Annotated in this window: 20 protein-coding genes; 16 read left to right on the top strand and 4 right to left on the bottom strand. The window is 56.7% G+C overall.

Going from position 1 to position 23469, the window contains the following annotated elements:
* The first annotated feature begins 205 nt into the window (after nucleotides 1–205).
* The 4 genes from AC2FFB_RS01210 to AC2FFB_RS01195 all read left to right on the top strand — a co-directional run bounded on the left by AC2FFB_RS01210 (nucleotide 206) and on the right by AC2FFB_RS01195 (nucleotide 6697).
* Nucleotides 206–1876, top strand: a complete 1671-nt coding sequence (locus AC2FFB_RS01210; RefSeq protein WP_142634235.1) for an ABC transporter substrate-binding protein — start codon at nucleotides 206–208, stop codon at nucleotides 1874–1876.
* Between the two features lie 117 nt (nucleotides 1877–1993).
* A complete protein-coding gene (locus AC2FFB_RS01205; protein WP_142634237.1) occupies nucleotides 1994–3040 on the top strand; it encodes an ABC transporter permease in 1047 nt (348 codons plus the stop codon).
* Nucleotides 3041–3053: 13 nt separating this feature from the next.
* Nucleotides 3054–4517 carry an ABC transporter permease gene (locus AC2FFB_RS01200; protein ID WP_496874394.1) on the top strand — a complete coding sequence of 488 codons (1464 nt, stop codon included), beginning with the start codon at nucleotides 3054–3056 and terminating at the stop codon, nucleotides 4515–4517.
* 92 nt (nucleotides 4518–4609) lie between these two features.
* Nucleotides 4610–6697 (top strand): dipeptide ABC transporter ATP-binding protein, encoded by a 2088-nt coding sequence (locus AC2FFB_RS01195; RefSeq protein WP_496874393.1) that lies wholly within the window; start codon nucleotides 4610–4612, stop codon nucleotides 6695–6697.
* Nucleotides 6698–6838: 141 nt separating this feature from the next.
* Here AC2FFB_RS01195 and AC2FFB_RS01190 read toward each other — a convergent pair whose 3' ends face one another.
* The gene (locus AC2FFB_RS01190) at nucleotides 6839–7417 is read right to left on the bottom strand and encodes a lytic transglycosylase domain-containing protein (RefSeq protein WP_496712633.1); all 579 of its coding nucleotides are present in this window, start codon (nucleotides 7415–7417) and stop codon (nucleotides 6839–6841) included.
* A 207-nt stretch (nucleotides 7418–7624) separates the two neighbouring features.
* On the opposite strand from AC2FFB_RS01190, the gene ssb reads away from it, so the two are divergent.
* Nucleotides 7625–8122, top strand: coding sequence for a single-stranded DNA-binding protein (ssb, locus tag AC2FFB_RS01185; RefSeq protein ID WP_142634245.1), 498 nt, complete (start codon nucleotides 7625–7627; stop codon nucleotides 8120–8122).
* An 18-nt stretch (nucleotides 8123–8140) separates the two neighbouring features.
* Nucleotides 8141–9211, top strand: coding sequence for a site-2 protease family protein (locus AC2FFB_RS01180; protein ID WP_271946697.1), 1071 nt, complete (start codon nucleotides 8141–8143; stop codon nucleotides 9209–9211).
* On the opposite strand, the gene aroB is transcribed toward AC2FFB_RS01180, so the two are convergent.
* A complete protein-coding gene (gene aroB, locus AC2FFB_RS01175) occupies nucleotides 9212–10318 on the bottom strand; it encodes a 3-dehydroquinate synthase (protein WP_496693257.1) in 1107 nt (368 codons plus the stop codon).
* On the bottom strand, nucleotides 10319–10906 hold the full coding sequence (locus tag AC2FFB_RS01170; protein WP_281994724.1) for a shikimate kinase: 588 nt from the start codon (nucleotides 10904–10906) through the stop codon (nucleotides 10319–10321).
* 79 nt (nucleotides 10907–10985) lie between these two features.
* Between AC2FFB_RS01170 and AC2FFB_RS01165 the strand changes: the two genes are divergently transcribed.
* From AC2FFB_RS01165 to AC2FFB_RS01120, 10 genes are all read left to right on the top strand, one after another.
* A complete protein-coding gene (locus tag AC2FFB_RS01165; protein WP_185956616.1) occupies nucleotides 10986–11135 on the top strand; it encodes a hypothetical protein in 150 nt (49 codons plus the stop codon).
* Nucleotides 11125–12648, top strand: a complete 1524-nt coding sequence (locus AC2FFB_RS01160; RefSeq protein WP_496874392.1) for a hypothetical protein — start codon at nucleotides 11125–11127, stop codon at nucleotides 12646–12648. The genes AC2FFB_RS01165 and AC2FFB_RS01160 overlap by 11 nt, the downstream gene beginning before the upstream one ends.
* A gap of 2 nt (nucleotides 12649–12650) precedes the next feature.
* Complete coding sequence (locus AC2FFB_RS01155; protein WP_496677775.1) at nucleotides 12651–13604, top strand: site-specific tyrosine recombinase XerD; 954 nt, start codon at nucleotides 12651–12653, stop codon at nucleotides 13602–13604.
* Nucleotides 13605–13667: 63 nt separating this feature from the next.
* Nucleotides 13668–14975 carry an HlyC/CorC family transporter gene (locus AC2FFB_RS01150; protein ID WP_142634257.1) on the top strand — a complete coding sequence of 436 codons (1308 nt, stop codon included), beginning with the start codon at nucleotides 13668–13670 and terminating at the stop codon, nucleotides 14973–14975.
* Between the two features lie 93 nt (nucleotides 14976–15068).
* The gene (locus tag AC2FFB_RS01145; RefSeq protein WP_496874391.1) at nucleotides 15069–17486 is read left to right on the top strand and encodes a GcvT family protein; all 2418 of its coding nucleotides are present in this window, start codon (nucleotides 15069–15071) and stop codon (nucleotides 17484–17486) included.
* A 31-nt stretch (nucleotides 17487–17517) separates the two neighbouring features.
* Nucleotides 17518–18117, top strand: coding sequence for a nucleotidyltransferase family protein (locus AC2FFB_RS01140; RefSeq protein ID WP_496874390.1), 600 nt, complete (start codon nucleotides 17518–17520; stop codon nucleotides 18115–18117).
* 753 nt (nucleotides 18118–18870) lie between these two features.
* Nucleotides 18871–20307: a Do family serine endopeptidase gene (locus tag AC2FFB_RS01135; protein ID WP_496693262.1), complete on the top strand. Its 1437-nt coding sequence runs from the start codon at nucleotides 18871–18873 to the stop codon at nucleotides 20305–20307.
* Between the two features lie 183 nt (nucleotides 20308–20490).
* On the top strand, nucleotides 20491–21171 hold the full coding sequence (locus tag AC2FFB_RS01130) for a response regulator transcription factor (RefSeq protein ID WP_142634264.1): 681 nt from the start codon (nucleotides 20491–20493) through the stop codon (nucleotides 21169–21171).
* The gene (locus tag AC2FFB_RS01125; protein ID WP_282027448.1) at nucleotides 21164–22534 is read left to right on the top strand and encodes a sensor histidine kinase; all 1371 of its coding nucleotides are present in this window, start codon (nucleotides 21164–21166) and stop codon (nucleotides 22532–22534) included. The genes AC2FFB_RS01130 and AC2FFB_RS01125 overlap by 8 nt, the downstream gene beginning before the upstream one ends.
* Nucleotides 22535–22591: 57 nt before the next feature.
* Nucleotides 22592–22939, top strand: a complete 348-nt coding sequence (locus tag AC2FFB_RS01120; protein WP_496687709.1) for a TfoX/Sxy family protein — start codon at nucleotides 22592–22594, stop codon at nucleotides 22937–22939.
* 54 nt (nucleotides 22940–22993) lie between these two features.
* On the opposite strand, the gene ndk is transcribed toward AC2FFB_RS01120, so the two are convergent.
* Nucleotides 22994–23416, bottom strand: a complete 423-nt coding sequence (ndk, locus tag AC2FFB_RS01115) for a nucleoside-diphosphate kinase (protein ID WP_142634270.1) — start codon at nucleotides 23414–23416, stop codon at nucleotides 22994–22996.
* Nucleotides 23417–23469 lie beyond the last annotated feature (53 nt).

Here is a 23469-nt window from a genome sequence, read left to right as displayed (position 1 = left end):
TGACGGAAACTTCGGCCTCAAAATGTCGCTTTTGTGCAGTTGATGACGATTTCCGACATTGACCTCATGGGAAATCTGGTGCCGAATGACGCCATGGGGATGCTGCATATCCAAAAAAAAACACACGAACCTGCTGCCTGACACCAACCGGTCTGAGCGGTTCAGAGCTACTTCATCAAAATCGATGTCACAGGGAGAGACATTAATGAAACACCAAACCATTACCGGAGCGCCGATCCATCGTGCCGCGGAAATGCACGCGCAAGAGTACCGCGACGGGCAACTAAGCCGCCGCGAGTTTTTGGCGCGCGTGACGGCATTGGGGGTTACCGTCCCCGCCGCCTATGGAATGATCGGCCTGGCGTCTCCGGCACAAGCACAAGAGCCACCGCGCGGTGGAACTATCCGCTATCAGATGGAAGTGCGCGCCCTGAAAGATCCACGTACTTATGACTGGACGCAAATTGCGACCTTCACGGCTGGATGGCTGGAATATCTGGTCGAATACAACAATGACGGTTCGTTCAAGCCGATGTTGCTGGAAAGCTGGGAATCCAACGATGACGCGACTGAGCACACGCTGAACGTTCGCAAAGGCGTCAAGTGGAACAATGGTGATGACTTCACCGCAGCGGATGTCGCCCGCAATATCGAAATGTGGTGTGACGCGGCAGTCGAGGGGAACTCGATGGCATCGCGCATGTCATCCCTGGTTGACGAGGCAACCCAGAAAGCGGGTGAAGGTGCAATCACTGTGGTCGATGATCACACGGTCAAGCTGACTTGCAACACGCCCGATATCACGATCATTCCTGGTATGGCCGACTACCCCGCAGCCATCGTGCACAGCAGCCACGATCCCAACAATATGCTGGCCAACCCGATTGGCACTGGCTTCATGATCCCTGAAAGCCACGAAGTGGGCGTAAAGGGTGTACTGGTCCGCAATGAAGAGCACGACTGGTGGGGATATGCTGCGGGCAAAGGTGGCTATATCGATCGGATCGAATTCATCGACTACGGCACCGACCCTGCGGCCTTCCTGGCTGCTTATGAGGCCGAAGAGATCGACATGAACTGGGAGTCGGTCGGCGAATTCGTAGACATCTTTGACAGCATCGGCCTGACACGGTCCGAGATTCCATCGGGCTTTACAATCGTCATCCGCCCGAACCAGCTGGCCGAAGATGCCGACGGCAACAAGATCTACGCCGACAAACGTGTGCGGCAGGCCCTGGCCATGGCCGTCGACAACGCTGTCTGCCTGGAGCTGGGCATGTCGGGATACGGCATTCCTGCCGACAACTGCCATGTTGGCCCGATGCACCCGGAACATGATTCCGCTGTAACCCGCCTGCCCTTTGATCCCGCAGCGGCCAAAGCGCTGATGGACGAGGCCGGAATGGGTGACTTCGAGCATGAGGTTCAGTCCATCGACGACGACTGGCGCCGCAACACGACCGCGGCCGTGGTAGCTCAGTTGAACGATGCTGGCATCAAGGCACGTCATACGGTTCTTCCGGGTTCGACTTTCTGGAACGACTGGACGAAATACGCCTTCTCGTCGACCAACTGGAACCACCGCCCGCTGGGCACGCAGGTTCTGGCGCTGGCCTACAAATCGGGTGTAGCCTGGAACGAGGCTGGTTTCGCCAATGACGAGTTCGACGCGCTTCTGGCCGAGGCAAACTCGATCGCGGATGTCGACAAGCGTCGCGAAGTCATGGCCAAGCTGCAGGCGATCATGATCGAAGAAGGCGTGACCATCCAACCCTATTGGCGGACGGCGATGCGTCACCACCGCGATAATATGGTTGGGGTTGAAAAGCACATCGCCGACCTGCCACAAATCTATAAGTTCGGCGTTCTTTCCTAAGCCGACAGATACAAGCCGCGCCGATTGGGCGCGGCTTTTTCGTCCGTATCGTGGCGACCAAAAAACAGCGAAGTGTGGGGCTTTTGACACCTGCACTGGCCACCAACAGGGGCTAATATGGGACTATTCATTCTAAAGCGTGTCGGCATCATGCTCATCACAGCTTTGTGCCTGACATTCTTGGTCTTCTTCCTCACCAACCTGTATCCAAACCTCGAAAAGCTTGCCAAAACACAGGGCAATTTTCGGATGTCCGACGAACAGGTTGAAAGCTATCTTCTGAAAAACGGGTATCTGCAGCCGACGCCGATCAAATACGGCGAGTGGTTGGGCGTGCTGCCATCCTATCGGCACACCAACGAAGACGGCAGCGTACAAGGAAGATGTATCCTGCCCGGTGAAACCGCAGAAAGCTCGCCAAGCTTCTGTGGCATCCTGCAGGGATACTGGGGGTACTCCTCTGTTTTTAAAGAGGAAGTTTCGAAAGTTGTTGGCACCCGGTTGGCCCTAACCGGTCGGCTGATGCTTTGGGTTATGTTGCTGATGGTCCCTTCGGCGCTGATCCTTGGGGTGCTTGCGGGTATGAAAGAAGGATCGGCCACCGACCGGACCCTTTCAACATTCGCCATCACGACGACAGCGACCCCGGAATATGTGTCGGGCGTGATCTTTATCGCAATCTTCACTTCGTCCGCCGTTGGCCTGAAATGGTTCAAAGGCACCGCGACACAGGCGATGGAGAACCCGACCTTTGAAAACTTCTTCCTACCGGTACTGACTATTGCTCTCTACGGGATGGGCTATATCGCTCGTATGACCCGCGCCTCGATGACCGAGGTGATGACGGCGCAATATATCCGTACCGCGCGGCTCAAAGGTGTTTCCTTCCCGAATATTGTCATGAAGCACGCGCTGCGAAACGCGCTGATCGCACCGTTCACAGTCATCATGCTGCAGTTTCCCTGGCTGCTGAACGGCGTGGTGATCGTCGAGACCCTGTTTAACTATAAAGGGTTCGGCTGGGCGCTGGTTCAGGCAGCAGGCAATAACGACATCCAGCTGCTGCTGGCGATTTCGGTCGTGTCGGTCTTTGTGGTGCTGGTAACGCAGCTGATCTCGGATATCGGCTATGTCTACCTCAACCCACGCATCCGAATTTCGTAAGGAGGGACAGAACATGGAACCACTTACCTGGACCGGCTCTATCGCCATTCTGAACCCCTTGCTGATGATCGCACTGGTTGCACTAGGGGTATCAATCATCGTCTGGATCTTGGGCAGCATCGTGTTGCCCGAAACGCCGGTCGTCGTGAATATCGACGGCACAATCAATGCAGATACCGGCCTGCGCGGCCTGACGCAGATCGCGCTGAGATACAGCTTTTTCGCCTGCGTCGCGCTGTGTCTGGCATATGTGGTGCTTGGTATTTTGATGGGGACAAGCGCCGGGATTATCGGAGCGATCTCTCGGCAGTTTTTACCTGTCTGGATGTCGCTGATCATCCTGTTTGCAATGTCGATCGCCTTCAAGCGCAAGCTGGGCCTTTACGGCAAACTGTTTGACAGCCCCATCGGCATGATCGGTTTTGGCCTTGTGATGTTCTGGGTCTTTACCGGCATTTTTGGTGCGCTGGACCTGATCGTTACGCATGATCCGCTGGCGCAAGTTTCAGGTATGAAGAACAAGTTGCCCGGAACTCCGATGCCCAGCACTGAGGACGGAACATATTCCTGGTATCTGCTGGGTGGGGACAATCTGGCCCGCGATGTGTTCAGCCGGATGGTCAAAGGGGCATGGATCGTGGTGCAGATCGCACCGATGGCAACCATATTTGCCTTCATGGTCGGGATTACTCTGGGCCTGCCTGCGGGGTTTTATGGCGGACGTCTGGACACGTTCCTGTCCTTCCTGGCAAACCTGATCCTGGCCTTCCCGGTAATCCTGCTGTTCTATCTGCTGGTCACGCCCGAGATCGTGGCAACCGGTGTGCCGAACTATATGGCCGCTGTGCTGTTCATCTTTCCGATCCTGTTTCTTTGCGTCTTGCTGAATTCGCGGTTCTATACCAGACCCAATTTCCGCACGCCCTTGCTGATCGGAGTGTTGGGCATCGCGATGTGGCTCTATCTGTCTTTGATTTCGACCGACGGCTACATCATCGAGACCACTGGCTATAGCATCTGGGGGCTGCCCATCTATCTGGACCTGTTCAATATCCCCGGCGGTATTCTGGTCGTGTTCGTGTCAGTGGTATTTGTGAACTCACCCACGGTTTTCCGTATCGTACGTGGCCTGGCGCTGGACATCAAAACCCGTGACTACGTCGCTGCTGCGCAGACCCGCGGTGAGGGTCCCTGGTACATCATGCTGTGGGAAATCCTGCCCAACGCACGGGGTCCGCTGATCGTCGATTTCTGCTTGCGCATCGGCTATACGACCATCCTTTTGGGAACCTTGGGATTCTTTGGTCTCGGGCTACCACCCGAAAGTCCCGATTGGGGGTCGACGATCAACGAAGGGCGCAAGCTCTTGTCGATCTATCTGCACCCTGCCCTGCCACCTGCGCTGGCACTGTTGACGCTGGTTCTTGGGTTGAACCTGCTGGCTGACGGGCTGCGCGAGGAAAGTCTGAAGGACTGATGTATGAGCGGCCGGGGGCCCTGCCCCCGGACCCCCGAGGTATTTTTGGCCAGATGAATGGGATCCCCTGGATCTGGTGAGGAGCAACACAGATGACCAAGTTAGCGTCTTATGATGGCCCGATATTGGAGATCGACAAGTTGTCGATTTCGTTTTTCACGCGGTTGCGCGAGATCCCTGCAGTGATGGATTTTTCGGCCAGCGTGCGGCCGGGGGAGGCTGTGGGGCTGGTTGGGGAATCGGGCTGCGGCAAGTCCACTGTGGCGCTTGGCGTGATGCAGGATCTGGGCAAGAACGGGCGTGTTGTTGGCGGGTCGATCAAGTTCAAGGGCCGCGATCTGGCCGAGATGACGGCCGAAGAGCTGCGCGATATTCGCGGCAATGAAATCGCGATGATCTATCAGGAACCGATGGCCAGCCTGAACCCGGCGATGAAGATCGGCCGGCAGTTGATGGAAGTGCCGATGATCCACGAGGGCGTCAGCAAGGACGAGGCCTATGCCCGCGCGCTGGAGGTGGTCACCGATGTGCGCCTGCCCGACCCTGAGCGGATGCTGAATTCTTTCCCGCATCAGCTGTCGGGCGGCCAGCAGCAGCGCATCGTGATCGCGATGGCGCTGATGTCCAAGCCGTCGCTGCTGATCCTGGATGAGCCCACCACCGCGCTGGACGTGACGGTCGAGGCCGCCGTGGTCGAGCTGGTCAAGGATCTGGGCAAGAAATACGGCACCTCGATGCTGTTCATCAGCCACAATCTGGGGCTGGTGCTGGAAACCTGCGACCGGCTCTGCGTGATGTATTCCGGCGAGGCGGTCGAGCGCGGCTCGATCCATGATGTGTTCGACGAGATGCAGCACCCTTATACGCAGGCGCTGTTCCGGTCGATCCCGTTGCCGGGCGCGGATAAGAACGCCCGCCCGCTGGTGGCCATTCCCGGCAACTTCCCCCTGCCGCATGAGCGCCCGCCGGGCTGCAATTTCGGGCCGCGCTGCGACTATTTCGAAGAAGGCCGCTGTGACGCGCAGAACATTCTGATGGAGGCGGTGCCCGGCAATGACCGGCATCACACCCGCTGCCTGAAATTCCAGGAGATCGACTGGAACGCCCCCATCACCCTGGGCGAGCAGAAGGAAAAGGGCGAGATTGGCCGCGTTGTTCTGAAGATGGACAACCTCAAGAAATACTATGAGGTTGCGGCAAATGCGCTGTTCGGCGGCGGTGAAACCAAAGTTGTCAAAGCCAACGAAACCCTGAGTTTTGAGGCGCATGAATCCGAGACCCTGGCCATTGTGGGCGAATCCGGCTGTGGCAAGTCGACCTTTGCCAAGGTGCTGATGGGGCTGGAGACGGCCACGGACGGGCAGATCCTGCTGGACAATCGCAATATCGAGGCCGTGCCCATCGAAGAGCGTGATGCCAAGACGGTGGGCGAGGTTCAGATGGTGTTCCAGAATCCATTCGACACGCTGAACCCGTCGATGACCGTGGGCCGTCAGATCATTCGGGCGCTGGAGATTTTTGGCGTCGGCAAATCCGAGGCCGAGCGCAAAAAGCGCATGCTGGAACTGCTGGATCTGGTGAAACTGCCCCGCGCCTTTGCCGAACGGATGCCGCGGCAGCTGTCGGGCGGGCAGAAACAGCGCGTCGGCATCGCCCGCGCCTTTGCCGGGGATGCGCGGATCGTGGTGGCGGATGAGCCGGTCTCGGCGCTGGATGTCTCGGTGCAGGCGGCGGTGACCGACCTGCTGATGGAGATCCAGCGCGAGCACAAGACCACGCTGCTGTTCATCAGCCATGACCTGTCGATCGTGCGCTATCTCAGCGACCGGGTGATGGTGATGTATCTGGGCCATGTGGTCGAGCTGGGCACCACCGATCAGGTCTTTGCCCCGCCCTATCACCCCTATACCGAGGCCCTGCTGAGCGCGGTCCCCATCGCTGATACGTCGATCGAAAAACAGCATATCGTGCTGGAAGGCGACATCCCCTCGGCGATGAACCCACCCCCGGGCTGCCCGTTCCAAACCCGCTGCCGCTGGAAGTCCGAAGTCCCCAACGGTCTTTGCGAAAGAGATGTCCCACCCGTGAAAACCCTGGCAGACGGTCATCAGGTCAAATGCCATCTGGCAGACGACATCCTGGCACGTATGGAACCCGTCATAAAAATCGCCGCTGAGTAATGGGATTGGGTACGCAACAAGGGCGTCGGTAAGGTGGTTCCGGCGCCCTAATTAAGCGACACGACCGCAAGCAGCCTGTCACTGAACGCGCTAATTTGGCCAAGCCGCATCACCTGTTGATCCGGCAATTCATCGGGTGGCCTAACCGCCCCAAATCACCTTCACGTAATTCTGGGTTTCCTTGTAGGGTGGTACGCCGCCGTGTTTTTCAACAGCCTGAGGTCCGGCGTTATAGGCGGCCAGCGCAAGCCGCCAGGATTTGAACTTGCGGTATTGCCAGGACAGATACCTGGCCCCACCTTCAAGATTCTGTTTCGGGTCGCGCGGGTTCACGCCCAATAATTGCGCGGTCCCGGGCATCAACTGGGCCAGACCCAACGCGCCTTTATGTGACACGGCATGCGGATTCCATCCACTTTCCTGCTGAACAAGGCGCAGGAACAGCTCTTCGGGAACAGCGTGTTTACGAGCCGCTTGCCGCGCCATCGTCAGGTACTCACCCCGATAGTTGCCGGAATATCGCTTACTGAATTGTGGTTGAGGCGTCTTAGGCTTCAACCGATCTGAATCGCGGTACTGGGTGGCCGCACGGCCGTCCAAATATTTGGATTGCTTCAGAAAGATGTCCTTACGGCTTTTGGTCGACAGCGTATCCGCCGCAGCGAGTCCACAGGTCAACGCAAAGCATAGAACCGATAAAAAACAAAATCTGAAACGCATTAATGCCTGTCCCGCACTGTCACGAACCCGAGTGAGTATATGTATTTCAGCCAATAATGAAAGCATGGTAAATTTTCTATGTGCAAACTCCCGACCAATTCATTTCTCATGATCCATGTTCCAACCATGGTTCAGGGCGTATAGGGTCTCAGAAATACACAGCGCCAGATTCGGGCGCACTCAAGTCAGTTAAGAACGGGGAAATACATGGCGGGTTCTGTCAACAAGGTCATTCTGGTGGGAAATCTGGGGCGTGATCCCGAGGTACGGTCGTTCCAGAACGGTGGCAAGGTCTGCAATCTGCGCATCGCCACTTCCGAGACCTGGAAAGACCGCAACACCGGCGAACGCCGCGAGCGGACAGAATGGCACTCGGTCGCGATTTTTTCAGAACCATTGGCCCGCATTGCCGAGCAATATCTGCGCAAGGGCAGCAAAGTTTATATCGAAGGTCAGCTGGAAACCCGCAAGTGGCAGGATCAGTCCGGTCAGGACCGCTATAGCACTGAGGTGGTTTTGCGCCCCTATCGCGGCGAGCTGACTTTGCTGGATGCGCGTGGAGAAGGCGGTGGCGGTGGCGGTGGTCAATCCGGCGGTTACGGTGGCGGCCAGGCAGGTGGTGGCTATGGTGACCCCTATGGCGGACAATCCAGCGCCCCGGCACCCGCATCTGGTGGAATAGACGACGACGAGATTCCGTTCTAGGCACACCGGAGACACATCATGACATGGTCCTTCTCGCTCGGCCGACTTTTGGGGTCGGAACTGAAGGTCCATGTCACCTTTTTCCTCTTGTTGGCATGGGTTGGATTCGCTGCCTATTCTACCGGAGGGATGCAGGCCGCGATCGGGAATCTGATTTTCGTGCTTGCCCTTTTTGCATGTGTGGTCGCGCATGAGTTTGGTCATGCGCTGATGGCGCGGCGCTATGGCATAAAAACTCCGGACATTACTTTATTGCCGATCGGCGGTCTTGCCCGATTGGAACGGATGCCAGAGAACCCCATGCAAGAGGTATCGGTGGCTTTGGCCGGTCCTGCGGTAAACGTCGTCATCTGGATCATCCTCGTCTTTTTGGGCGCAGGAATGCCATTTGAAACACTCGCCAATATTGATTCACCCGAGACCGGGCTATTGAACCGCCTCGCCTATGTGAACCTTCTTCTGGCTGCCTTTAATCTCATCCCCGCATTCCCGATGGATGGTGGACGCGTTTTTCGCGCACTGCTCTGCCTGAGGATGGATCGGGTCAAGGCCACGCGCATTGCCGCATTTGCCGGTCAGATAGTGGCGGTAGGATTGGGGTTTCTGGGGCTAAGCACAGGCAATCCGTTGTTGGTTCTGATCGCGGTTTTTGTATTCGTTGCCGCCAATGCAGAAAGCCAGGACGTCGCAATGCGATCAGTGGCGCGTCAGGTTCTGGCCCGCGACGCCATGATCACCGAGTTTCACGCCCTATCGCCAAGCGACACGCTTGCGACCGCCGCTCAAGCGGTCATTCACACCACTCAGCATGAATTTCCATTGTTGGATGCAACAGGGAAACTGCAGGGCTTTGTCACGCGCGACCGGCTGTTTGCTGCTCTCGCCAAAGATATTCCCCGGTCAGAATTGGCCAGTTCAATCATGGTTGAGGATATCCCGACAGTGACCCTGAGCAGCGGATTGGAAGCGGTTCTGAAACAGTTCCACGGGGGTGCCCCCGCAGTTGCCGTCTGCACGCGGTCAGATCAAATGGTCGGCTATATTACCCGTGAAAATATTGGCGAGTTAATGATCATTCGCGGACGTTGATCAACCCAGCGCGTCCTTGAGGACACTCAAAACCGCATCCCGCGGAACATCCGACGTGACAAATGCCTGCCCGATGCCTCGGGCTAGAATGAAACGCAGTTGGCCATCGATAACCTTCTTGTCCTGCGCCATCAGCTCGACCAGCGCTTCGGCGTCGGGCAAATCCCCGTGGATATCGGAAATGTCGGTTTTCATGCCCATCGCATGCAGATGTGCCCGAACCCGGCTTGGGTCCTCTTGCGAACATAAACCAAGTCGCGCCGACAGTTCGAATGCCAGTGCGCATCCAATCGCAACGCCTTCACCATGCAGCAAACGATCAGAATACCCGGTCGCAGCCTCAAGCGCATGACAGAACGTATGCCCGAGATTCAGCAGGGCGCGATCCCCCTGCTCGGTCTCATCACGAGCGACGATGTCGGCTTTCATCTGAACGGATCGGGTGACGGCCCGAACCCGCGCGGCCATATCCCCGCCCGAGACATCGGGGCCATTGCCCTCGAGCCATTCAAAGAATGCTGCATCCCCCAACAGCCCGTATTTTACGACCTCACCATAACCGGACAGGAAATCCCTGTCGGTCATTGTGCCCAGAACCGAAGTATCCGCCAGCACCAGTGAGGGTTGATGAAATGCGCCAATCAGGTTCTTGCCCTGCGGTGCGTTGATCCCGGTTTTGCCGCCGACCGAACTGTCGACCTGCGCTAGCAGCGAAGTTGGTATCTGAACAAACCGTACGCCCCGGCGCAAAACGGCCGCGGCAAATCCGGCGAGATCACCTATAACCCCACCTCCGAACGCAACCACCACGTCACGCCGCTCGATTTTCTCGGCCAACAGCCATTCGACTGCACGCTCAAAATGCGGCCAGCTTTTGGTGGCTTCGCCCGCGGGCAGCGCCAATGCGGACATTTCGATCCCTGCGCTGGCCAACCCATCCCGCAACGCGTCAAGATGCAGGCTCGCCACGTTTTCATCGGTCAGAACCGCTACTTTGGGTCGCGGCAGCAAAGGCGCTATGCGCTGACCGGCCTGCATCAGCAGATCGGGGCCGATCTCAACATCATAGGACCGATCCCCAAGCTCAACATGTACGGTTTGGTGCATCTATTTCCGTTCCAAAACATCAGGTCGCGTCATCAGAGCTTTGACGACACGCTCTACCATATCTTCAATCGAGACATCCCCGTCGGACGAAACCGCCAGATCGGCGCGTTCATAGATCGGAACACGCTGATCGTACAATGCACGAAGGGTCGCGAACGGGTTTTCGGTGCGCAAAAGCGGGCGCGTATCCTTGTGGCGAACGCGGTTCCACAACACACCCAAATCGGCGCGCAACCAAACGGACACCCCGCGTTGAGTGATCATGTCGCGGTTTTGTTCGGTCATAAAGGCACCGCCGCCGGTAGAAAGGATACCTTTTTCCTCGACCAAAAGCCGCCCGATGACCTGGCTTTCCTTGCTGCGAAAAAAGGCTTCGCCATCACGCTCGAATATCTCGGGGATGGTCATGTTGGCCGCTGATTCGATTTCGGCATCGCTATCGAGGAAAGGAACCCCCAACCGAGCGGCCAAAGCGCGGCCTACGGCGGTCTTTCCGGCCCCCATCATACCTACAAGCACCACTGTTTTGTGCAGTGTATAGTCCGAAACGGCAGATGCCGCATGGGTGTTATGCTTAATTTCGCTCATTTCATCGTGAATGACGTGATCTTAGGAAAAATGCCAGTTATAACTTGGGCAAAAGAGAAAATTGAGGCAGCGTTTGACCATGGGCCGTCTGATCAAGTTCCTGATATATCTGATTTGCCTGTGTTTCATCGGGCTGGTGGGATATGTCTACCTGGGTGAGTTTTTTGGTGCAGATTTCTCTGCGCCGCAAAGCGAGGTCAGGGAGCCGGTAATACTGAATGTCGAATAAAGTGGCGGTGGTTGCACTGTTTCTTGCAGGAACAGCGCAGGCGCAGCAGGAACCCCTTTCTGTTATCGAATGGCTGGCCAATCCTCCGGAAAACCTTCCGGGGACGGTTTTGCTTGAGCCACCCGTGGCGCAGCCCGGCGGTCAGCCCGATGTTCTTGTGACCCCACTTCAGGCATTGTCACAACCCCTGGGCCTGGTTGCTTCGACTGTCACAGGATTGCCTGTCGACATGTGGCAGAACAGCGATCCCCAACGCCTGTCCGAACTGATCGAAAGCGTCCCGGTCAAGTATAACCCAGCAATGCAGCGTTTGCTGTTCACGTTGCTTTTAACCGAAGCTCGGGCACCGACATCCAGTAAAGGGGAAGAGATTTTGCTTTTGGCGCGGCTCGACCGCCTCATGCATCTTGGCGCTGCGGACCCCACGCAATCATTGGTACAGCTGGCAGGCCCGACGAACAGTCTTGACCGATTTCAACGCTGGTTCGACGCCACCCTTCTGACCGGGGATGAAGATCGCAGTTGCACGGCGCTGATTGCTCAGCCGCATTTGTCACGGGACTATGCCGCTCAGATTTTCTGCAAGGCCCGGCGTGGGGATTGGGACTCGGCCGCTCTCACGCTTGAGGCAGCCCATGCCCTACAGGTTCTAGCACCACAAGAGCTGGAGGTTCTGGACAGGTTTCTAAGCCCTGAACTGTACGAAGACGCCGAGTATCTGCCGCAACCGGACGACCCCTCGCCCCTGATGTTCCGCTTGTTCGAAGCTATTGGCGAACGTTTGCCCTCGGCTGCTTTGCCCCGCGTCTTCGCAAATGCGGATCTGCGGGATGTTGCGGGCTGGAAGGCTCAGGTCGAAGCCGCGGAACGGTTGACACGCGTTGGGGCGCTAACGCCAAATCAACTGCTGGGGCTCTATACAGAACGGTCTCCGGCTGCGTCTGGAGCCGTATGGGACCGGGTATCGTCGATACAGCGGTTCGAAAATGCACTTGATTCTGGCAATTCGGCAAAGATCGCCAAAGCTCTGCCGGTGGTTTGGAACCAGATGCGCAATATCGGCCTGGAAGTGCCATTCGCTGAACTTTTCGCCGGGCGCCTCTCTCAGGTCAAACTACAGAAACCCGCGGCCGAGGATCTGCGGTGGCGCATTCTGTTGCTGTCAGATCTATATGAAACAGCGGCGTTGTCGGCTCCGGACAATTCTGAAGAAAGTCAGTTTCTGGCTGCGCTGGCTCAGGGTGATCCGGGGCGCGCGCCCTCCCCTTCGCCGCTGGCGGATGCCATCGCAGAGGGGTTTGCATGGGCGGCGCCGGTGCCAACCGATATTGGCAACATGCTGGACGAAGGCCGCCTCGGTGAGGCGCTTCTGGAGACGATGGTCCTGTTTGCCCATGGATCGCGGGGAAATCTGGTCGACCTGACAGCAGCCATCGCAACCCTGCGCCGGGTCGGTCTAGAAGATACCGCGCGCCGCGCCGCGCTGAACCTGCTGATCCTGCAGGGCAAGTGATCATGACGTCTCCGGGCTCTGACGAAATCTGGATTTCGACCTTTCTGGAAGCACAGGCCGCCGAGTTAGGCGCTGCCCAAAATACGCTTGTTGCCTATGGCCGCGATCTCAAGGATTTTGCGGCCTGGCTGCGGCGCCGGAAAATTGGGTTTGCCGAGGCCGACGCCAAGCAGGTTGAGGATTACCTGATCAGTTGCGACGCACAGGGATTGGCTCAATCCACCCGCGCCCGCCGTTTGTCTGCCATAAAACAGATTTATCGGTTCGCATTCGAGGAAGGCTGGCGTTCGACAAACCCCGCGATCAAGATCAAAGGCCCAGGACGGCCAAAGCGGCTGCCGAAAACTCTGGATGTATCCGAGGTGGACCGGTTATTGGTTGCTGCGCGCGAAAGCGGGCGAAACAACATCGAAAAGCTGCGCAATACCTGCCTGATGGAAATCCTGTATGCCACCGGGATGCGTGTCACTGAACTGGTATCGTTGCCGGTGTCATCGGCGCGCGGCGATCCGAGGATGCTCTTGGTATTGGGAAAAGGCGGCAAAGAGCGGATGGTTCCACTGTCCCCTCCGGCTCGACAGGCGCTTTCGGCATGGTTGGCGGCTCGGGATGAGACTGAGGAAAAGCGTGTTACAAAGGGTGGGCAGAGTTCCCGATTTCTTTTTCCCTCACGTGGCAAGGCCGGGCATCTGACACGGCATATGTTCTATCATCTGATCAAGGAACTGGCGGTTCACGGTGGGGTTTCGCCCGAAAAGGTTACACCTCACACCTTGCGTCACGCTTTTGCGACACATCTTCTTGCCAACGGTGCCGATTTGCGATCGATCCAAACATTGCTTGGTCACGCGGATGTGGCGACCACAGAAATCTATACTCATGTCCTGGAAGAACGGCTGGCTGAACTGGTGTTGCAGCATCACCCATTAGCTAAAGATCCAGTTGAAAAGGGCTAACTCCTTGATCCAGTCAAGCCGCGCCCCCATAACAGACGCAGAAACACAAGCAGCTAAGGACCGATGGAACCCTCAACTTCTCTGATCGACGGCACATTCTGGCTTACGTCCGGTGCCATATTGCTATTGCTCTTCTTATCGGGGTTTTTCTCGGGTTCTGAAACGGCTCTGACGGCCTCGTCACGCGGCAAGCTGCGGGCGCAGGCGGACAAAGGGTCGCGCGGGGCGCAGAAGGCGCTGGACATCACCGACGACAACGAACGGCTGATCGGATCGGTTTTGCTGGGCAACAATCTGGTCAACATTCTTGCGGCCTCGTTGGCCACAGCGATGTTCACGCGCCTCTTTGGCGAAAGCGGCGTAGCGTTGGCAACCCTGGTCATGACCTTGCTGGTTCTGATTTTTGCTGAAGTTTTGCCCAAGACTTATGCCATAACCAATTCGGAAAAAGCGGCATCCGCCGTTGCTCCGATCATCAGCGTGGTTGTCACCCTATTCTCACCGGTCGTTTCGGCCGTACGCCTATTGGTACGGGGAGTTTTACGCCTCTTCGGTGTACAGATCGACCCGGATAGCAACATTCTGGCCGTGCGCGACGAAATCGTTGGGGCCCTGCATTTGGGCCATTCCGAAGGCGTGGTCGAGAAGGAAGACCGTGACCGCATTCTGGGCGCTTTGGATCTGGGTGAACGTGCGGTTGAAGAGATCATGCTCCATCGTTCGAATATCGAGATGGTTGATGCGGATGACGCTCCCGAGGCGATCCTGAAACAATGCCTTGAAAGCCCCCATACACGCCTGCCTGTCTTTAGGGACGAACCAGAAAACATCGTTGGGGTTGTTCACGCCAAAGACCTGTTCCGCGCTATGTATGCTCATGCAGGAAGCAGCGAACGTGAAAACAACCGACTGAAAGAGTTCGATGTCTCAAAGGTAGCGAACGCCCCTTATTTTGTGCCTGAAACGACCACCCTGGACGATCAGATGCGGGAATTCCTGCGGATGCATAGCCATTTTGCGCTGGTGGTCGACGAATATGGTTCACTCAGGGGTCTAATCACGCTTGAAGATATCCTCGAAGAAATCGTCGGCGAGATTGCTGATGAGTTTGACATTGATGAGGACGTCCCGGTAACGCGAACCGAAGACGGCCAGTACCTTGTTGAAGGCGCCATGACGATCCGCGATGTAAACCGCGCGATGGAATGGTCTTTGCCCGACGAAGAGGCCAATACCGTGGCCGGTCTGGTCATCCACGAAGCGCAGATGATCCCGATCACGGGTCAGGTATTCTCGTTCCACGGTTTCAGATTCGAAGTCGTCGCGCGCGAAGGCAACAGGATCACAGAGCTGAAGATCCGTCCCCTCTGATCCTCTCGCTGCGACAGACTTTGTCGTGAACGGAACAGTATCCCTTGTACTGCGATTGCAGGCTTTGACTATATCGCAAGGGGAGACTGTGACGTGAAGACAACAACTCAGGTAGCTGTAATCGGTGGCGGCGTTGTCGGGTGTTCGGTCCTTTATCACCTGACCAAGCTGGGCTGGTCGGATGTCATGCTGCTGGAGCGGTCCGAATTGACCAGTGGCTCGACCTGGCACGCGGCGGGTGGTTTCCACACATTGAACGGCGACACCAATATGGCCGCACTGCAAGGCTATACGATCCGGCTGTATAAAGAGCTGGAAGAGATCACCGGCATGTCCTGTGGCCTGCACCACGTTGGCGGCATAACGTTGGCCGACGACCGCGACCGGTTTGACATGCTCCAGGCCGAACGTGCCAAGCACCGCTTTATGGGGTTAGAGACCGAAATCGTAGGCCCTGAAGAGATAAGGAAAATCGCACCGATCACCAATACCGACGGCATCATCGGCGCGCTCTATGATCCGCTGGACGGACATCTTGATCCGTCCGGAACCACCCATGCCTATGCCAAAGCGGCGCGGATGGGCGGCGCAACAATCGAAACCCATTGCATGGTGCACGAAACAAATCAGCGCCCCGATGGCACCTGGGATGTGGTCACCAACAAGGGCACGATTCATGCTGAACATGTGGTCAACGCTGGTGGGCTCTGGGCGCGCGAGGTTGGCGCCATGGCCAGTGTCTATTTCCCGCTGCATCCGATGGAACATCAGTACCTGGTCACCGACTCGATCCCCCAAATCGAGGCAATTATCGACGCAGGTGGCGAACATCCCCATGTCATGGATCCCGCCGGCGAAAGCTATCTGCGGCAAGAGGGACGCGGTCTGTGCATCGGCTTTTATGAACAAACCTGCAGGCCCTGGGCTGTCGACGGCACCTCATGGGATTTCGGTCACGAGCTTCTTCCCGATGATTTCGATAAGATCACCGATAGTATTGAATTCGCCTATCGCCGCTTTCCTGTTCTGGCCGAGGCTGGTGTGAAATCGGTGATCCACGGGCCGTTTACCTTTGCACCGGACGGCAATCCTCTGGTCGGGCCGGTTCCGGGGTTGCGCAACTATTGGTCGGCCTGCGGCGTGATGGCCGGGTTCAGCCAGGGCGGCGGCGTTGGTCTGACACTGGCGCAATGGATGATTGAGGGTGAGCCAGAGCGCGACGTCTTTGCGATGGACGTGGCGCGGTTCGGGGATTGGATCAGCCCGGGCTATACCCGTCCAAAGGTCATCGAGAACTATCAGAAGCGGTTCAGCGTCTCTTATCCGAACGAGGAATTGCCGGCAGCCCGCCCAGCCCGCACAACGCCGATGTATGATATCTTTACCGATCTTGGTGCTGTGTGGGGTCAGCAATACGGGCTTGAGGTGCCCAATTACTTCGCCCAGGGGGATGAACCCGGCTATGAAACGCCCTCGTTCCGCCGATCCAACGCATTCGATGCCACCGGGCGCGAAGTTCGGGCCGTGCGATCAGGTGTTGGCATCAACGAAGTGCACAATTTTGGCAAATACCGCATTGCTGGACCTGCTGCCCGCGATTGGCTGGATCGGATCATGGCGGGTCGAATCCCGAAACCGGGCCGCGTGTCGCTAACCCCGATGCTATCACCAAAGGGCAAGCTGATCGGTGATTTTACCGTTTCCTGTCTTGATGAGACCGAGTTCCGTCTGACCGCCTCCTACGGCTCTCAGGCGTTTCACATGCGCTGGTTCCTGCAAAATGCGCAGAATGGCGTGACTGTCGAAAACATCAGCGATCGGCAGAACGGGTTCCAGATCGCAGGCCCAAAAGCCACGCAGGTTCTGGCGGCCTGCACCCGTGATGACCTGAGCGGATTTCGGTTCCTCGATCTGCGCCGCATGACCGTTGGGATGACCGACTGTATCGTCCAGCGCGTCAGCTATACCGGCGATTTGGGGTACGAGGTCTACTGCGATCCCATGGCACAAAGGCAGTTGTGGTGGACCTTATGGCAGGCCGGGCAAGAACGCGGCATCGTCCCCTTTGGTATGCGCGCGATGATGAGCCTGCGACTGGACAAATTCTTTGGCTCCTGGATGCGAGAGTTCTCGCCCGATTACACGGCCGCGGAAACCGGTCTGGATCGGTTCATTTCATTCTCTAAGAACGCCGATTTCATTGGCCGCGCAGCTGCCGAGGCTGAACGCGCCTCTGGCCCTGCCCGTCGACTGGTCGCGTTCGAGGTTGATGCCGAGGACGCTGATGTCAACGCGTATGAGCCGGTTTGGCTGGGCGGAAAGGTCGCCGGGTTTTGCACTTCGGGTGGCTATTCACACTATGCAGGCAAGTCCATTGCCATGGGGTTTCTGCCAACAGACCGCGCTGCGGACGGGCTGGAAGTAGAAATCGAAATACTTGGCCAGTTGTGCAAGGCACGCGTGATCTCAGAACCGTTATTCGACGCCGATGGCGCGCGTATGAGGGGATGACACTGCTTTCATACGTCTGCATTGTCGGCGCATGACGCAAATACCCATCATCCTTCTGGCCGCCGGACAATCCCGGCGTATGCGAGGCGCAGATAAGCTGCTGCAAGAAATTGATGGCTGCCCGCTGCTGCTCCGTTCCGCCCAGACGGCACGGGCTGCATCGTCGGTTATTGTTGCCCTGCCGTCCAAGCCTCATCCCAGGTACGACGTGTTGCAGGGGCTGGACCTGCATCTGGTCGAAATCGCAGATGCGGAAGAAGGTATGAATGCCAGCTTACGAGGGGCCCTGTCTGCTGTTGGGCAAGAGGCCGAAGCCGTCATGGTTCTGCTAGCTGACCTGCCTGAAATCACTCTGGATGACCTTCAGACGCTGATCAAGGCAACTAAGGCGTATCCGGATAAGCTGATCTGGCGCGGGTCGACCGCGTCAGGACAGCCTGGCCACCCTGTGATCTTCAGCCGTCTCCTGTTCGATCAGATCAGCCGCCTGACCGGAGACGAAGGCGCACAATCTGTGGTTCGGGACCATCCGGACAAGGTCCATCTATGTGTGCTCCCCGGCCAACATGCCATGCTGGATCTGGACACGCCCGAAGCATGGGATATCTGGACCAAAAATCGCAACAGTTAAAACGAATACGGCCCGGTCAATGAAGACCGGGCCGGTTACCCAATTAAGGACTACCACTTTTCACTGATCCTGAAAGCGCGTCCAGAACACACTAGGCATTCCGAATATTCCGCAACCGAACCTAAACAAGACCCCCTCGTTAACATGCCGCTCAGCGCTTCCAGAGACTGTGACAAGCCGTTGGCACCCCCTAGTGCCGCCGACTTCCCTTCGCTTGGGCAAGACCATCGTCACCTATCAGATGCTCTCAAACAACGTAAAATTGGCCTAAACTTGCATTTTCTGATGTATCAGTTTGGTTTTTACGCAACATTTCTCTCAATGTGTTTCTACTATAGGTTGTTCGTCCGAGAAAATCTAAATGCAAGTACACTCCATTTATCACAGACCATATATATAACATGTTCATAATATGATATGTTTCCGGCAAATTCAGCCTATGACATCAGATCTACTCACAACCAATGGCTGTGTCATAAATCCATCAATTTCTGAGCGCTCGCTTTGTTTATCAAACAGATTTAATTCAACTAAAATCATCATTTGACTGCCGAACAGGCAACAATCCACCGATTCTCACCTTATGATTCGGAAGATTTCCGCGAATCTTTGCCACCCGACGCCGGGATAGAGCCTCTCGTTTGTGGCAAAATTAAGATTTATTAACCAACCAATCAGGAAAGTCACAGACTGATGCAGCATCTCTTGATCCAAGGCGCGGCCAATGTCGCGTGCTTCAATCAGGAGACCAAAATGAGCATCCGTAAATCCTCTCTTCTTATGCCACGCACATCAAACTGGCTAGGCGTCTCAGCGCTGAGTGCGGCATTGTTGGCGACGACTGCCCTGCCCTCGAAAGCTGACGAAGCGCTGGCTGATTTAGTTGAGAGCGTGTCTCCTTCTGTCGTGACCATCATCGCGGAACAAAACGCCGCCAAGGGCCCGGAAAATGGACAGCAGTTTGATTTCGAAGGCCAACCATTCGGTGAATTCTTCAAACGCTTTGGCGTGCCTGAAGGGTTCGATGCCCCCCGTCGTGGTCCTTCTCAGGGTTTGGGGTCAGGTTTTGTGCTGGATGAAGCCGGGTACATCATTACGAACCATCACGTGGTCGACGATGCCGCGACCGTGACCGTGCGCCTCAATGATGACCGAACTTTTGAGGCTGAGGTGATCGGTACCGACCCGTTGACCGATATCGCGGTTCTCAAGATCGACGCGGGCGAGCCACTTCAGGCCGTAGAGCTTGGCAATAGCGATGTGATCCGTGTGGGCGAGGATGTTGTCGCCATCGGGAACCCGTTTGGCCTCAGCTCGACCGTGACGACCGGGATTGTATCGGCCAAGGACCGCAATATTTCGCAGGGACCTTATGCCGAGTTCATCCAGACGGATGCGGCCATCAACAAAGGCAATTCCGGTGGCCCGCTGTTCAACATGGATGGTGAGGTTATCGGCGTGAACTCGGCCATCTATTCCCCGAGCGGTGGGTCGGTCGGGTTAGGTTTTGCCGTCACGTCGAACATTGTGGACCATATTGCCGCGGATCTGCGCGATGATGGCCAGGTCAGCCGCGGTTGGCTGGGTGTGTCAATCCAGAATGTCAGCCCTCAGATCGCTGCGGCGATGGGAATTGATGCCTCAAACGGCGCATTGGTTTCGGACGTTGTTGCCAACAGCCCTGCCGAAGGCATCCTGGAACAGGGCGACGTCATCCTGACCTTTAACGGCGAACCCGTCGAGTCCAGCAGCGACCTGCCGATCCTTGTCGGAACTACCAAGGTTGGAACAGAAAGCACGCTTACAGTTTTGCGCAACGGCAGTGAGCAAGACATAAAGTTGACGATTGGACAGCATCAGTCCGCATCGGCCGAAATTGACAAGTCAGTGGATGAAGGCATTTCGGGCACCGCCCTGGGCGTCACCGTTGCACCACTAACAGAAACCAACCGTGCGGAACTGGGCATGGCCGAGAATATTGACGGTGTGATCGTCACGGACCTGAAACCGGACAGCCCTGCAGCCAAAGCCGGTCTTCAGCGTGGCGACGTGATCGTGAAGCTGGGCAACCAGGACACGGCCACTCCTGACGCGCTGAAAGACGCGCTGGACAGTGAAAAAACTGATCCCGCGCTTGTCCTGATCAACCGTGGTGGCAACCAGATCTTTGTTGCGGTGGAAATCGCCTGATCGAACACCTGCGCGCGCCACGTGATGGGGAGATCTGGCGGGCGCCTCTCTGGCATGATTGAATTGTCCGCAATCTGCCGGAGCAGCCGGGTGCGCAACGACGCACCCGGCATCTAAACCGGTCAAATCTTGTACTTTGTTTGAAAAATTGTGTTTAAGTTCCGGTAGAAAGGATTTCAGATCATGAGCCGACGCCTGTTGATCGTTGAAGATGATGAAGACACCCGGGAATTCATAGCAAAAGGGTTCAGCGAGGAAGGATATGTCGTCGAACAGGCCGCGGATGGGCGCGAAGGGCTGTATCACGCCACAGATGGTGGCTTTGACGCCATCGTTCTGGATCGAATGCTGCCCGGTCTAGACGGCCTGTCACTGATCAAATCCATGCGCGCCGCGGGTCTGAAAACTCCGGTTCTGATGTTAACCGCAATGAGCGCGGTCGATGAGAGAGTCAAAGGCCTGAGGGCCGGTGCAGATGATTATCTGGTCAAACCGTTCTCTTTTCAGGAACTGCATGCGCGGATCGAAGCTCTGTTAAGACGCCCGCAGGAATCTGAGGAAAACCCAACCCTGACCTGCCGCGATCTGGATATGGATTTGCTGACCCGCAAAGTCACTCGCAACGGGCGAGAGATTACCCTGACACCGCGTGAATTTCAGATTTTGGAATTCTTCCTGAGACGCAAGAACCGCGTAGTGTCACGCACCATGTTGCTGGAAGGTGTCTGGGATTATCATTTCGACCCGAACACCAATGTGGTTGACGTCCATATCTCGAAACTGCGCCGCCAATTGGATGAAGGCGGAGAGATCCCGTTGATTGAAACAGTCCGGGGCGCAGGTTACATGATATCTGATGGATAACCTACGGCTTTCGTTCAATAATTCCAGAACGCGTTTGGTTCTGGCCAGCATGGTTCTGAGCACATTGCTGACAGCCACCGTGCTGGCCCTTGTCTATGTCACCGCAAATCGCAGTATCGAAAGCGAAACCCGCTCGGTGGTTTCCGCGGAATTGACCGGTCTGGCCGATGAATACGAAAGGCGCGGGCTCATCGGTTTGCTGACAGCCATCGAACGCCGTATTCCCACCGCCTCTGAACGGGATGCCCTCTACTTGTTGACCGACCGCAACGGGACGAAATTGGCTGGCAACCTGAGACAATGGCCCGATGACATCACTGCCGGAAGTGGTTGGGTCCAACTAGAGCTGCGACGCTCGGACAGCGAACAGCTGGTGCCAATCTCGGCTGCATCCATTCGTCTGCCGGGCGGAGAACGCCTGCTTGTCGGGCGGGATGCGTTGGCACGACAGCAGTTTGACCGTGTTCTTTTACGCTCGGTCGGCTTCGCGCTGGCAATCGCGCTGGCGCTGAGCGTCCTGACAGGCTGGCTGTTTACCAGGCTCGTCTTTTCGCGCCTGTCTGACATCGCCTCGACCGCAGAAAATATCGTTTCAGGCGACCTGTCGCGCAGGATGCCCTTGCGCGGGACCGGTGATGAATTCGATCAGGTTTCAGGTACGCTCAATACGATGCTGGACCGGATCGAGGAGTTGGTCAGCAATCTAAGGACAACCTCGAATTCGATCGCGCATGATCTACGCTCTCCTTTGTCGCGGTTGAAACAGCGGGTCGAATCCCTGTCAGATAGCCGCAAATCCGAACAGGATCGCGAAATCGACATCGCGCGCGCGACGACCGAGGTTGATCATGTCCTGCGGGTTCTGGGCCAACTGACTGAGATTTCGCGTGCCGAAGCAGGTGTCGGGCGAGAGCAGTTCGAAGATGTCGACCTTAATCAACTCGTGGCGGACGTGGTCGAGCTCTATGATCCGGTTGCCACGGATCAGGGCGTAACACTTGAAGTTACAGGGTCAACTGCCCCCCTTCCCGGCCACCGCCCCCTTTTGTCTCAGGCACTGTCCAACCTGTTGGAAAATGCTCTGCGATACGCGCCTGATGGTTCGACCATCACGATCAATATTGCGGATGACGGCCGGTACGCTAACCTCAGCGTGCGGGATCGCGGCCCGGGGGTTCCTCAGGACGATCTGGCCCGCCTGCAGATGCCCTTTGTGACGCTTGACCCCGCAAGAACCGAGCGCAATGCAGGTCTTGGGCTGGCTTTGGTTGCGGCGATTTCACATATGCACAAAGGCATGTTCGACGCCCGCAACTGTGACCCGGGGCTTGAGGCCACAATCCGTCTGTCACGCAAACCCTGACCCCCAAGGCAAAAGGATCGGGTGACAGTAATTCTGACACCGGTTAAAACGTCGATTATGTCTGACCCGATCTCAACTATCCGTAATCTCGGCCCGGCCTATGAACAGGCTTGCGCGCGTGCCGGTATCCACTCGGCCCAGCAACTGCGCGAGATAGGCCCCGACGCGGCCTATGCAAAACTCTTGCAGGCAGGATCGCGCCCTCATTTCATCGGCTATTATGTTTTGGTGATGGGGCTGCAAGGCCGCCCCTGGAACGATTGCAAAGGCGAAGAGAAAAAAGCCCTGCGGCAAAGGTTCGACGCAATCAAAGCCAGCAACAGCACTGCGCCGCAAACGAAGATGATCGCCGACTTGGATGCGATCGGCGTCCGGATATCTTCGGACGATTTGAAACCCGCATAGAAAAAGCCGCCCCCGACCCCGGGAGCGGCTTTATAGGCTTGATCTTAAAACAGATTAGCCGACCAGTTCGATGCCCGAGAAGAAATAGGCGATCTCAACCGCTGCGGTTTCCGGTGCGTCTGAACCGTGGACCGAGTTCTCGCCAACCGATTCAGCGAACTCGGCGCGGATGGTGCCGGGGGCCGCATCTGCGGGGTTGGTAGCGCCCATGACTTCGCGGTTCTTGGCAATGGCGCCTTCGCCTTCCAGAACCTGTACAATAACCGGCTCGGACGACATGAATTCGCACAGTTCGTCATAGAACGGGCGCTCGGCATGGACGTCATAGAACTTGCCAGCTTGTGCTTTGGTCATGTGAATGCGCTTTTGCGCTACGATGCGCAGACCGGCCTCTTCAAACTTGGCGTTGATCTTGCCAGTCAGGTTGCGGCGGGTTGCATCGGGTTTGATGATCGAGAATGTGCGTTCCAGTGCCATGTCGGCCTCTCCTTAAAATAGGGCGCGGGGCCCGCGCCGAAATCCATCGCGGG

This window comes from Ruegeria sp. YTSA219, assembly GCF_059609985.1.
The sequence above is the reverse complement of the archived record's forward strand: the minus strand, read 5'-3'. Positions and strand labels throughout refer to the sequence as shown.